General features: G+C 59.4%; 7 protein-coding genes. 3 read left to right on the top strand and 4 right to left on the bottom strand.

Annotated features, from left to right (window positions below; translation table 11 throughout):
* The first annotated feature begins 1 nt into the window (after position 1).
* Entirely contained in the window at positions 2 to 1,003 is a 1,002-nt protein-coding gene (locus RAE19_RS16870; RefSeq protein WP_313875963.1) for a Bug family tripartite tricarboxylate transporter substrate binding protein, read from the top strand.
* Between the two features lie 15 nt (positions 1,004 to 1,018).
* Here the strand turns inward: RAE19_RS16870 and RAE19_RS16865 are convergent, their stop codons facing one another.
* Positions 1,019 to 1,939, bottom strand: a complete 921-nt coding sequence (locus RAE19_RS16865; protein ID WP_313875962.1) for a DMT family transporter — start codon at positions 1,937 to 1,939, stop codon at positions 1,019 to 1,021.
* 578 nt (positions 1,940 to 2,517) lie between these two features.
* On the opposite strand from RAE19_RS16865, the gene RAE19_RS16860 reads away from it, so the two are divergent.
* Entirely contained in the window at positions 2,518 to 4,056 is a 1,539-nt protein-coding gene (locus RAE19_RS16860; protein WP_313875961.1) for a lipase family protein, read from the top strand.
* A 276-nt stretch (positions 4,057 to 4,332) separates the two neighbouring features.
* Here the strand turns inward: RAE19_RS16860 and lpdA are convergent, their stop codons facing one another.
* Genes lpdA through aceE form a run of 3 tightly spaced genes read right to left on the bottom strand, consistent with a single transcriptional unit; the run spans position 4,333 to position 10,576 of the window.
* A complete protein-coding gene (gene lpdA, locus RAE19_RS16855; protein WP_313875960.1) occupies positions 4,333 to 6,162 on the bottom strand; it encodes a dihydrolipoyl dehydrogenase in 1,830 nt (609 codons plus the stop codon).
* 15 nt (positions 6,163 to 6,177) lie between these two features.
* Positions 6,178 to 7,848 carry a dihydrolipoyllysine-residue acetyltransferase gene (gene aceF / locus RAE19_RS16850; protein WP_313875959.1) on the bottom strand — a complete coding sequence of 557 codons (1,671 nt, stop codon included), beginning with the start codon at positions 7,846 to 7,848 and terminating at the stop codon, positions 6,178 to 6,180.
* 19 nt (positions 7,849 to 7,867) lie between these two features.
* Positions 7,868 to 10,576, bottom strand: a complete 2,709-nt coding sequence (gene aceE / locus RAE19_RS16845; protein ID WP_313875958.1) for a pyruvate dehydrogenase (acetyl-transferring), homodimeric type — start codon at positions 10,574 to 10,576, stop codon at positions 7,868 to 7,870.
* A 164-nt stretch (positions 10,577 to 10,740) separates the two neighbouring features.
* Here aceE and RAE19_RS16840 point away from each other — a divergent pair, with 164 nt between their 5' ends.
* Positions 10,741 to 13,284, top strand: coding sequence for a PAS domain-containing sensor histidine kinase (locus RAE19_RS16840; RefSeq protein ID WP_313875957.1), 2,544 nt, complete (start codon positions 10,741 to 10,743; stop codon positions 13,282 to 13,284).
* Position 13,285: the final 1 nt, after the last annotated feature.

The following is a 13,285-nucleotide window of genomic DNA, read 5'->3' as shown; positions in this document are numbered from 1 at the left end:
CATGACAACACCCATCCCACGCCGCACACTGGTCACCGCCCTGGCGGCTGCAACAGCACTGGCTACTCTCGGGCACGCAGGTACCGCCATGGCCCAAAGCTGGCCCAGCAAACCCATCAAACTGATCGTGCCCTACGCAGCCGGTGGTGCCACCGACATCACGGCCCGTGCAATCGGTGAAAAACTTTCAGCCCGCTTGGGCCAATCGGTACTGGTAGACAACCGTGGCGGTGCCGGCGGCGTTACCGGCACTGATGCGGCACTCAAATCCCCTGCAGACGGCCACACCCTGCTGCTGTCACTGGGCACCACCATGCTCATCAACCAGTACCTGTACGAAAAACTGCCCTACAACCCGCAAAAAGACCAAGCCCTGATCACGCAGATCGCCCTAGCCCCGGTCGTGTTGCTGGTGAACCCGCAGCTGCAGGTGTCTAACGCACCCGAGTTGTTGGCCTACATTGAGAAAAACAAAAACAAGGTGGCCTACGGGTCGTGGGGTATGGGCTCTTACTCTCACCTTGCAGGCGCTTGGCTCTCTGACAAGCTCAAGGCAGAGATGAACCATGTGCCCTACAAGGGCGAGGCCCCCATGCTGCAAGATTTGGTGGGCGGCCAGTTCCAGATGGCTTTTGCCAGCTTGCAGTCTGCCCGCCCCTATATCGACTCAGGCAAGCTCAAAGCGCTGGCCGTTACCGGTGGCCAGCGCATGGACGCACTGCCCAAAGTCAGCACCATGGCCGAGCAAGGCATCAAGGACGAGGTGTTTCAGGTCACCGGTTGGTTGGGCATGAGCGCGCCTGCCAAAACGCCGCCCGAGGTGGTGGCCCGCCTAGGCACAGAGGTGCAAGCCATCCTGGCGCTGCCCGATGTGCGTGACCGCATCTTGCAGATGGGCTTTATCCCCGTGGGTAGTAGCCCCGAACAATTCAACGCTCAGTTCAAGAAAGACGCACCGGTGTGGGAGCGCGTGGTCAAGGTGTCTGGCGCCACCCTCGAGTGATTTCAATGGCGGTGTTCAAGCCTCTTGGGTAACGCGGTAGATGCCCAGGCTCACCAGCACCAAAGCGGCGAGGTACTTCCACTCCAGAAGTGACTCGCCCAAAAAGAGTGCGGACAGGCCTGCCCCAAACACCGGCACCAGGAAGCTATACAAAGCCACCGTACTCACGCGGTTGTGTTTGAGTAGCACGCCCCAGAGTGCAAAGGCCACCGCTGACAAAAGCGCCATGTAGGCCAGCAGCAAGCCAGCCGGCCACGTAAAGCCACCAATTTGGCCGCCAGCGCCCCACCCTATGGCGACCAACACTACCCCGCCGATACCGAGTTGGTAGCCTGTCATGACCACCGAGTCCATCCGCTGTGAAAGCCGCTTTCCGTAGAGGGATGCGGACGACAACACCAGCGCAGCCAGCACCACAAAGCCTTCTCCCAGCCACGAGAAACCTGTGTCTGCCGGATGGGCATCGCCCAGCAGCCCGCCCGCGTTCACTGCCAGCACCCCAGCGAGGCCCAGCACGCAACCTGACATCTTGCGCCATGTTAGGGTGTCGTTGTGGTACAGAAAATGCGCCAGCAGCACACTGAAAAACACGCCGGAGGTGTTGAGAATGGATGCCTTCACCCCCGTGGTGTTGGCGACGCCGATGTAGAAAAAGATGTACTGCAGCGTGGTTTGGAACACCCCCAGTGCAGCCATTTCACCCACCTGCGCACGTTGCAATCGCAAGTCCTTACCAGTGAGCTTGGCGAACATCAGGAGCAAAGCGCCAGCCCCTACAAACCGGTAGCCCGCAAACAGAATCTGCGCAGCCAAGTCGCTGCGACTGATCTCCAACAAAGCATAGCCCTGCTTGATGGCCGGATAGGCACTCCCCCACAGCAGGCAACACAGGCCTGCAAGCAGAAACACATTTCGAGGGCGGGTAAAAAATGACATGGAGGGCTGGGAGATTTCAGACCGGGTTCAAGGACCCGTTTAAAAGATCGAATGGCTTCGCTGCTCAGGCGCAATATACACAGGCTGCTATAAAAACTTAGGCAAGGTGCAAGCCAGCTTCTCATTAGGCTCACGCTTTCACAACAGTGGTAGCGAGGATATGCGCCTGGCGGTAACTCATGCGACACACGGCGGGTTTATCCGTATGCCCATGACGCATGGCTATGACTAAGATTTAAAAAAGAACGGTCGTTCTATTTCATAAACTTGGAGCCGGGACTATGTCAAATTTCAAGCGTATCGCAGTGAGCTCTGCATTCCTCAGCATGCTCGTAGCATGTGGGGGAGGTAGCAACGGCGATGGTGCATCAATCTCCGGTTTAGCTGCCACAGGTGCCGCGATGGCCAATGCGCCAATCACCGCAAAGTGCACCACGGGAAACGCGATCACTGGAACGACCGATGCGAATGGAATGTTCGAGCTGAAATTAGGCGATCGGACTGCACCTTGCCTTATTCAGGTCACACAAGGCTCCACCACGCTCCACAGCTTTGCGAGTGCCTCTGGTCGGGTTAACGTGACGCCACTTACCGACATCGTCGTTGCCAGAGCATTGGGTGGACGCCCGGGGGATGCGATGGGCTCTTTCAGCGCCGCAACCGGTAGCAAAATTCAAACCGGATTGGCTGCAGCCAAGGCCTATGCCAAAACACAGGCTACCGCGCTGGCGGGGAGCTCGCCCTCAGGTGACATCCTCACAGGCATTTTCAAGGTGGGCGACGCTGATGACGTCATCTTGGACAAATTGAAAGTCTCACTCGATGCGGCTGGTAAGTCCTACGATGATTTGCGCGTCGGCGCGGCGACGGGGGGAACACTGGAGGCAACCCTTGACCGTGGCAAATTGATAGGTGAACCCATCACGCTCACCACACTTTCAGCGAGCTCCATCAACACTGTGACGGCTGGAAATGGCCTGCAGGCTTTGACTGGGTCAGCCAAATGCGACGTCAAAGTTATCAAACTGAAATACAAAACTATCGGAGTGGAGGGAGAAGCGACTAGCTCCTCAGCTGTCATGCTGGCGCCAGCCGGGACTTGCACCTCCGCGGCCGGCTTGATCGCATACGCAAAGGGTACGGACGTACAAAAATTGAGAACTTTAGCCAATCCGGGCGACGACGAGACCTTTTTGCTCACCGCCATGTACGCCGCCAACGGCTATGCCGTGGTTGCAACTGACTATCTCGGCTTTGCGGACTCCGACTACTCTTACCACCCATATCTCCACGCTGACTCCGAGGCCAGCGTGATCATTGACTCCATCCGCGCCGCTCGAAATGCGGCCACCAAGGTGAATGCCAATCTCTCCGGCAAGGTCATGTTAACGGGCTACTCACAAGGCGGGCACGCCTCTATGGCGGCGCACCGAGCCATAGAGCGCGACAATGCCAAGGAGATAACGGTCATCGCAGGCGCTCACCTGGCTGGACCGTACAACTTGTCGGGCTCGTTCAAGCTGCCGAACGCGATCGCGGGGTACCAGTTTTTTGTCACTTACTTGGTAACTGCCTGGCAAAAGGTTTACAAGGACATTTACACCGACGTAAATTCGACCTTCAAACCGGCCTATGCCAGTGGTATTGAAAACTTGTTGCCAAGCGCTACGTTGAACTACACGACCTTGGTCACCAGCGGCAAACTCCCGGGCGCTTTGGGCGAAACACCTGACCAGGCCCGAGACGCATTGTTCCAAGCAGCTTTCATCTCGGATACCCAAACCAACGACAACAGTCCACTCTATCTGGCTGGCAAGAAGAATGATCTTTTGGGCTGGAGCCCCAAGTCCAAGCTCTTGCTCTGTGGTGGTTCTGGGGATCCCACAGTTCCACCTGCGGTGCACCAATCGGTGATGAAAGCAGACTTTGATACGCGCAACCTGAGCAACGTAAGTTCGGTAGACGTAGACCCACTCATCAAAGCGACCTACGGCAAAGTGTTAGCGGCCTCACCTGCAACCTATTACGGCAACTACCACGGCACCTACGAGCCCCCTTTCTGCCATGCTCAGGCTAAGGCTGTTTTTGATGCAGCCTCAGCTCCACAAAAATTCTGACGCTTCCCCTTAAAAAAAGGCCGCCAATAAGGCGGCCTTTTTTCATTCAACAGCGCACCTGCGGTGACATCCCCTGCTCCCAGAGTCTGAAACAACCGGTTTTACACACACAACTGCCTGATGCCAGGGTCCGAGCACCACCAGCTAACCGTTTAGGCTAGAAAGTCGCAGAAACCTCAAAGAGCCTCAAAAACCTCTCACCCACAAATAAAAAAGCCGCGCAGCCCTTACGGAATCTGCGCAGCTAGCTACTGAATCAGTAGCAATGGCAAAGATTTATTTGCGAGCTGGCGGCACATCCGTGCAGCTACCGTGCGCAATCTCCGCTGCCATGCCGATGCTTTCGCCCAGCGTGGGGTGCGGATGGATGGTCTTGCCGATATCTACTGCATCAGCACCCATCTCAATCGCTAGTGCGATCTCGCCGATCATGTCGCCCGCATGGGTGCCGACCATGCCGCCGCCCAGGATCTTGCCGTGGCCGTGCGCTTCCGGGGAGTCATCAAACAGCAGTTTGGTAACGCCTTCGTCGCGACCGTTGGCAATCGCGCGGCCTGATGCGGTCCAGGGGAACAGGCCCTTCTTGACTTTGATGCCTTGGGCCTTGGCCTGGTCTTCCGTCAAGCCCACCCATGCCACTTCGGGGTCGGTATAGGCCACGCTAGGAATGACGCGCGCGTTGAACGCCGCAGCGGCCAGTTCCTTGTTGCCTTGCAGTTCACCGGCAATCACTTCGGCTGCCACGTGCGCTTCATGCACCGCCTTGTGCGCCAGCATGGGCTGGCCCACGATGTCGCCGATGGCGAAGATGTGCGGCACGTTGGTGCGCATCTGGATGTCGACGTTGATGAAGCCACGGTCGGTCACCGCCACACCGGCCTTCTCGGCGCTGATTTTCTTGCCATTGGGTGTGCGACCCACGGCTTGCAGCACCAGGTCGTACACCTGCGGTGCGGGGGCGGTGCCGCCCTCTTCCGCTGGTGCGAACGTGACTTCAATGCCTTCAGGCAAGGCGCGCGCCGACACGGTCTTGGTTTTGAGCATGATGTTGTCGAAACGCTTGGCGTTCATCTTCTGCCAGATCTTGACCAGGTCGCGGTCGGCCCCTTGCATCAGGCCGTCCATCATTTCCACCACGTCCAGGCGAGCGCCCAGCGTACTGTAAACGGTGCCCATTTCCAGGCCGATGATGCCGCCACCCAAAATCAACATGCGCTTGGGGACTTCTTTGAGCTCCAAAGCGCCGGTGGAGTCCACGACGCGCGGGTCGTTGGGCATGAAAGGCAAACGCACGGCTTGCGAACCGGCCGCAATGATGGCGCGTTTGAAAGCGATAACTTTCTTGCTGCCGGTCTTCTCTTGCGCTGTGCCGCTGGTTTCTTCCACTTCGAGGTGGTTGGCACCTACGAAATTGGCGTAACCGCGCACGGTCGTGACCTTGCGCATTTTGGCCATGGCAGCCAAGCCACCGGTCAGCTTGCCGATGACCTTTTCTTTGTGGCCACGCAGCTTGTCGATGTTCACCACGGGCGCACCGAAGTCCACGCCCAGGTCGGCCATGTGGCTGACTTCGTCCATGACAGCTGCTACATGCAGCAGCGCCTTGGAAGGAATGCAACCCACGTTCAGGCACACGCCGCCCAGGGTGGCGTAACGCTCGACCACGATGACCTTGAGGCCCAAGTCTGCCGCGCGGAAGGCCGCGGAGTAACCGCCGGGGCCGCCACCGATGACGACCACGTCGCACTCCAAGTCTGCACTGCCACCGAAGCTGCTGGCCACTGGGGCCGGAGCCGCCGCTACAGAAACAGGAGCTGCTGGCGCAGACGCGGCGGGGGCTGCAGCCGGTTTAGCTTCAGAAACTGCACCAGCGGCTTCCAGCATCACGACCACAGAACCCTGCTTGACCTTGTCGCCGATTTTGACTTTGAGTTCGGTCACCACACCACCGTGGCTGGCCGGGATCTCCATGGAGGCCTTGTCGGACTCCACGGTGATCAGGCTTTGCTCGGGCTTGATGGTGTCGCCCACTTTGACCAGCAACTCGATGACCGCGACTTCGTCGAAGTCACCGATGTCCGGAACCTTGATTTCTACGATTGCCATATTCAGGTTCCTGTCTTAAAGCAGCACGCGGCGGAAGTCACCCAGAATCTGGCCCAGGTACACGTTGAAGCGCGCCGCAGCGGCGCCGTCGATCACACGGTGGTCCCAGGTCAGCGACAAGGGCAGCATCAGGCGTGGCTGGAAGGCCTTGCCGTCCCACACGGGTTCCATCTGGCTCTTGCAGACGCCCAAAATGGCGACTTCAGGCGCGTTAATGATGGGCGTGAAGTAACGGCCACCGATACCACCCAATGAAGAGATAGTGAAGGTCGCGCCGCTCATGTCGGCAGGGCCGAGCTTGCCGTCGCGGGCCTTCTTGGCCAGCTCACCCATTTCCTGGCTGATTTGGAAAATGCCTTTCTTGTCGGCGTCCTTGATCACGGGCACTACCAAACCATTAGGCGTGTCGGCCGCAAAACCGATGTGGTAGTACTGCTTGTAGATCAGAGCATCGCCGTCCAGCGAGCTGTTGAACTCAGGGAACTTCTTGAGCGCGGCCACGCAGGCCTTGATCAGGAAGGCCAGCATGGTCACCTTGATGCCCGACTTCTCATTCTCTTTGTTGGTAGAGACGCGGAAGGCTTCGAGGTCGGTGATGTCGGCGTCGTCGTGGTTGGTGACGGCCGGAATCATGACCGCGTTGCGCAACAGGTTGGCACCGCTGATCTTCTTGATGCGGGACATTTCCTTGCGCTCGATCGGGCCGAACTTGGCAAAGTCCACCTTCGGCCAAGGGATCAGGCCCAAGCCGGCGCCGTCGTTGCTGCCGGAAGCCTTGGCTTGCGCTGCAATGGCCAGCGTTTGCACCGCACCGCTCATCACGGAACGGGTGAAGCCTTGCACGTCTGCCTCGGTGATACGGCCCTTGAGACCGGAACCCTTGACTTCGTTCAAAGGCACACCCAGTTCGCGGGCAAACTTGCGCACGGAGGGGGATGCATGGGGCAAACCGAGCGTGGTGCTACCGGGCGCATGCGCGGGCACAGCCACAGCAGCAGGCGCTGCAACAGCAGCGGCTACCGGAGCGGGTGCTGGCTCCGCTGCGGGAGCAGCAGGTGCGGCGGCAACCGCTGCGGGGGCGGCCGCTGGTGCAGCAGCAGCTACGCCTTCCAAGATGACCACCAAGTCACCGATGTTCACGGTGTCACCCAGCTTGACCTTGATTTCCTTGACCACACCGGCGGTGCTGGAAGGAATCTCCATGGAGGCCTTGTCAGACTCCACCGTGATCAGGCTCTGCTCCACCTTGACGGTGTCGCCGACCTTGACCAGCAGCTCGATGACGGCGACGTCCTTGAAGTCGCCGATGTCGGGCACAAACACATTCACAGGGCCGGAGGCTGCAGGTGCCACAGCCGGAGTGGCCGCTACAGAAACAGGAGCTGCTGGCGCAGATGCTGCGAGCGCTGGAGCCGCTTTTGGCTCTGCAGCGGGTGCGGCAACAGCACCAGCGGCTTCCACCATGACGACCACGGAGCCTTGCTTGACCTTGTCGCCCAGCGCAATCTTGATTTCCTTGACCACACCCGCGGTGCTGGAAGGAATCTCCATGGAGGCCTTGTCAGACTCCACGGTGATCAGGCTCTGCTCGACCTTGACGGTGTCACCCACTTTGACCAGCAGTTCGATGACTGCGACTTCGTCGAAGTCACCGATATCCGGGACTTTTACTTCTACCAATGCCATGTTGTTGTCTCCGGAGTTCTTAGGCGTACAGGGGGTTGACCTTGTCGGTGTTGATGCCGTACTTGGCGATGGCTTCTGCCACCTTGGCCACCGGCACGGTACCGTCTTCGCTCAGGGCCTTCAGGGCGGCAACCACGATGTAGTGGCGGTTTACCTCGAAGTGCTCACGCAGCTTGCTGCGGAAGTCGGAGCGACCGAAGCCATCGGTGCCCAGCACTTTGTACGTACGGCCCTTGGGCACGAACGGACGGATCTGCTCGGCATAGGCCTTCATGTAGTCGGTAGACGCGATCACGGGGCCGGTGGACTTGTTGAGTTGCTCGGCCACGAAAGGCACGCGTGGTGTTTCCAGCGGGTGCAACAGGTTCCAGCGGTCAGCGTCCTGGCCGTCGCGGGTCAGTTCGTTAAAGCTTGGGCAGCTCCATACGTCGGCGCCGATGCCCCAGTCTTTTTCCAGCAGCTCTTGCGCTGCAATGCTTTCGCGCAAGATGGTGCCGGAGCCCAGCAACTGCACGCGAGGTGCCTTGGCAGTGAGCGCAGGGCCGGCCTTGCACTGGTACATGCCCTTGATGATTTGCTCTTCCGTGCCGGGCTGCAGGCCGGGCATGGGGTAGTTTTCGTTCAACAGGGTCAGGTAGTAGAAGACGTTGTCTTGCTTCTCGACCATGCGCTTCAAACCGTGGTGCAGGATCACGCCGACTTCGTGGGCGAAGGTCGGGTCGTAAGAAATGCAGTTGGGGATGGTGCCAGCCATGATGTGGCTGTGGCCGTCTTCGTGCTGCAGGCCTTCACCGTTCAGCGTAGTGCGTCCGGAAGTGCCACCCAACAGGAAGCCGCGGGCTTGCATGTCGCCAGCCGCCCAGGCCAGGTCGCCGATGCGCTGGAAGCCGAACATCGAGTAGTACACGTAGAACGGCACCATGATGCGGTTGCTGGTGGAGTAGGAAGTCGCCGCTGCAATCCAGCTGCTCATGCCGCCGGCTTCGTTGATGCCTTCCTGCAGGATCTGGCCGGCTTTGTCTTCCTTGTAGTACATGACCTGGTCTTTGTCGACCGGGGTGTACTGCTGGCCTGCGGGGTTGTAGATACCCACTTGGCGGAACAAGCCTTCCATACCGAAGGTACGGGCCTCGTCCACCAGAATCGGCACCACGCGTGGGCCCAAGGCCTGGTCGCGCAACAACTGGGTCAAGAAACGCACATACGCCTGGGTCGTCGAGATCTCACGGCCTTCAGCGGTCGGCTCCATGACGGCCTTGAACACCTCGAGTGAAGGCACGGTGAAGCTCTCGTCCGCTTTGGTGCGGCGGTGCGGCAGGTAGCCACCCAAGGCCTTGCGGCGCTCGTGCAGGTACTTCATTTCCGGGGTGTCGTCTGCGGGCTTGTAGAACGGCACCTTGGGCAATTCGCTGTCCGGCACAGGAATGTTGAAGCGGTCGCGGAAGGCTTTGATGTCTTCGTCGGTCAGCTTCTTTGTCTGGTGCACGGTGTTCTTGCCTTCACCGGCCTTGCCCATGCCGAAGCCCTTGACGGTCTTGATCAGCAAGACCGTCGGCTCGCCCTTGTGGTTCACGGCCTTGTGGAAAGCGGCGTACACCTTCTTGGAATCGTGGCCGCCACGACGCAGATCGAAGATTTCTTCGTCCGACATCTTGGACACCATTTCTAGGGTGCGGGGGTCTTTGCCGAAGAAATGCTTGCGAACATAGGCACCGTCGTTGGCCTTCATGGCCTGGTAGTCGCCGTCCAGCGTTTCCATCATGATTTTCTTGAGGGCACCGTCTTTGTCGCGTGCCAGCAGTGGGTCCCAGCCGGAGCCCCACAAGAGCTTGATGACGTTCCAGCCTGCACCGCGGAATTCGCCTTCCAGCTCCTGAATGATCTTGCCGTTGCCGCGCACTGGGCCGTCCAAGCGTTGCAAGTTGCAGTTGATCACGAACACCAAGTTATCCAAGCCTTCGCGGGCCGCCAGGCCGATCGCGCCCAAAGACTCTACTTCGTCCATCTCGCCGTCGCCACAGAACACCCACACCTTGCGGTTTTCGGTATTTGCAATGCCACGGGCGTGCAGGTATTTCAGGAAACGGGCTTGGTAGATCGCCATCAATGGGCCCAAGCCCATGGACACCGTGGGGAACTGCCAGAACTCGGGCATCAACTTGGGGTGCGGGTAGCTCGACAGACCCTTGCCATCCACTTCCTGGCGGAAGTTGAGCAACTGCTCTTCGGTCAGGCGACCTTCTAGGTACGCACGGGCATACACACCGGGGGACACGTGGCCCTGGATGTAGAGGCAGTCGCCGCCGTGGTTTTCGCTTTCAGCGTGCCAGAAGTGGTTAAAGCCGGCGCCAAACAGGCTGGCCAGCGATGCAAAAGAGCCGATGTGGCCACCCAAATCCCCACCATCTGCGGGGTTGTGGCGGTTGGCCTTAACGACCATGGCCATGGCGTTCCAGCGCATGTAGGCGCGCAGGCGCTCTTCGATTTCTAGGTTGCCGGGGGAGCGCTCTTCGTCCTGGGGCTCGATGGTGTTCACATAACCGGTGGTGGCCGAGAAAGGCATGTCGATGCTCTTCTGGCGTGCGTGCTCGAGCAGTTGCTCCAGCAGGAAGTGCGCGCGCTCGGGGCCTTCGGCCTCGATGACAGCGCTGAGCGCATCCATCCATTCGCGGGTTTCCTGGCTGTCCATATCGGACACGCCCAAAGGATTCTGGGGAACTGCTGCCATCGATGCCTCCTAATGCTTGGCGTAATTTAGTGCGAGTGATCTAGTTTCGCATATTTACGCCACAATTTCAAATCATGCCCATGCGTTTCACCTGTTGAAATATTTATGCTGCTTTGCAGCACTTGCTTACGTGTCACGCCAGCCCCCTCCCCTACACTTGGGAAATGCCTTTTTCCAAAGTGATTTCCTTACCCAAGCCGCTCAGCATCCCGACGGTGGATGGCGCCAAACGCTGGTGGCACCGGCTAACACCCCACCGCCAAGACCGGGTCGCCATGCTGGCCCCTCTGGCCGCTGTGATGTTGTTTTTTGCGGCCATCGTTGCCGCCTTGGGGTACCTGCGGCTCGAAGAGATGGACCGCGAGCAAGAAGCCGTTCAACGCGATGTCGAATACACCCAGCAGCGCTTGCGCCTGCGGCTCCTGGAGCGGCAAGAGCAAATCAGCCGAATCGCGCAAGAAATCAGTACCGGAGAGCTGGATGTTTCGGAATTCAAATCCCGCGCATCCAACCTGGTCGACCAGTACCCGGAAGTGCAAGCACTCGCCTGGGTGGACGACCGAAAGCGCACCCGTGCCAGCTTGGGCATGGGCGCCAACTCGTCAGGCCCTTACCAAATGCCGGGCGATGTCTTGGTAAAGGAAGACCGCGATGCCGGCTACACGCTCGCCCGCCAGCTGAACCAGCTGCTGTACGTGCAGCCGCCTCAAAATAAAGACGAAGGGCCTCTGCTACAGCTGCTGATCCCGCTGAATGCCAAAAATCGCTTTTCGGGCGTATTGATTACCGAGTACTCGGTCGATGGCTTGTACCGTTATGGCGTTCCGTCTGAGGTGTCTGCCCGCTACGCGATCTCCCTCCAAGACTCCAGCGGTCGCCTTTTGGCTGGAACCAGCATCCCCACCCGCAAGCTGGTGAGCCGGTTCTTGCCTTGGGCTGCCCCGAGCAACGAGTACTCCATGCCGGTTTCGCCCGTGGGGTCCGGCCTGGTGATCCGGGCGCAGGCCTATCGCGCTTCGCTGGGCGTCATCGGCAGCGGACTTTTTTGGCTGGTGAGTGCACTGAGTATCTTGACGGCTTGGATGTTGATCGCCAACTGGCGCCACACCCGCCGCCGCTTGCAGGCCCAGCAAGCCTTGATGTCGGAAACCAACTTCCGCCGCGCCATGGAGAACTCGATGCTGACCGGCATGCGAGCCATGGACTTGCAAGGGCGCATCACCTATGTGAATGCTGCCTTCTGCCAGATGACCGGCTGGACAGAGTCCGATCTGGTCGGCCGCACCGCGCCGTTCCCCTACTGGCCGGATAGCGAGCGTGAACACGTGGCAGCCCGCTTGGAGGAAGAGCTGACCGGAAACGCCACCCCGGGCGGCATCCAAGTGCGCGTCAAGCGCAAAGACGGCAGCTTGTTTGATGCACGGCTTTATGTCTCCCCGCTGATTGATGCCATTGGCACCCAGACCGGCTGGGTGACATCGATGACCGACATCACCGAGCCAAACCGGGTGCGCGAGCAACTTACCGCCTCGCACCAGCGGTTCACCACGGTGCTGGAAGCCTTGGACGCGTCCATCTCGGTCGCCCCCTTGGGCAGTGATGAGCTGCTGTTTGCCAACAAGCTGTACCGCCAGTGGTTTGGCGTGCAGGCCGGCGGGCATTTGCAATTGGTGGCGGAAGCAGGCATGCCCAGCAGCCCGACCAATCACGACTCCGACGACAGTGTGGACTCTTTTGCGGGCCTGCCCACCACCACCCTGCAAGACAGCGACTCCGAAAGCGCCGAGATTTTTATCACCGCACTTGGGAAATGGCTGGAGGTGCGTACCCGCTACCTGAGCTGGGTCGATGGCCGCCTTGCCCAAATGGTGATTGCCACCGACATCACAACGCGTCGCTTGGCCGAAGAGCAAGCAGCCATCCAGACTGAACGGGCGCAAACCGCAAGCCGCCTGATCACCATGGGCGAGATGGCCTCCAGTGTGGCCCACGAGCTCAACCAACCACTCACCGCGATCAACAACTATTGCAACGGGATGGTCTCCCGCATCAAAGACAAACAGATCTCGGAGCCGGACCTGTTGGTCGCCCTTGAAAAGACGGCCAAACAAGCCCAACGTGCAGGGCAAATCATTCAGCGCATCCGCAGCTTTGTGAAGCGCAGCGAGCCCAACCGCACCCTGTCCGAGGTCACCACCATGGTGGCAGAGGCGGTGGAGCTGGCTGAAATTGAGTTGCGTCGCTTCAATGTCCGGCTCAACCCCTATGTCGCAGCCCGCATTCCCATGGTGATGGTGGACCCGATTTTGATTGAGCAAGTGCTGGTCAACCTGCTGCGAAACGCAGCAGAGTCGATTGACTCGGCCCTGCGCCAAACATCCGACCGCATCGTGGAGCTGCGGGTCGGGCCCAAGCGCATTGAAGGCAAGCCCGTGGTCGAGTTTTCGGTCCAAGACACCGGCAAGGGCTTGGCGCCGGAAGTCATGGCACGGCTGTATGAAGCCTTCTACTCCACCAAGGCCGATGGCATGGGGATCGGGCTGTCTTTGTGCCGCTCGATCGTGGAGTCGCACCTGGGCCGAATGACGGCGGAGAACATCTACAATGGGCCCGACGTTGTGGGCTGCAGATTCTCTTTCTGGGTGCCCTTGAACGACAACGGCACGCTGACTTTCTCGGAGCCGCCCTCCCAACCCAACCTCGGATAAC

It is taken from the genome of Rhodoferax potami (genome assembly GCF_032193805.1).
Lineage (GTDB): Bacteria > Pseudomonadota > Gammaproteobacteria > Burkholderiales > Burkholderiaceae_C > Allorhodoferax > Allorhodoferax potami_A.
The sequence above is the reverse complement of the archived record's forward strand: the minus strand, read 5'-3'. Positions and strand labels throughout refer to the sequence as shown.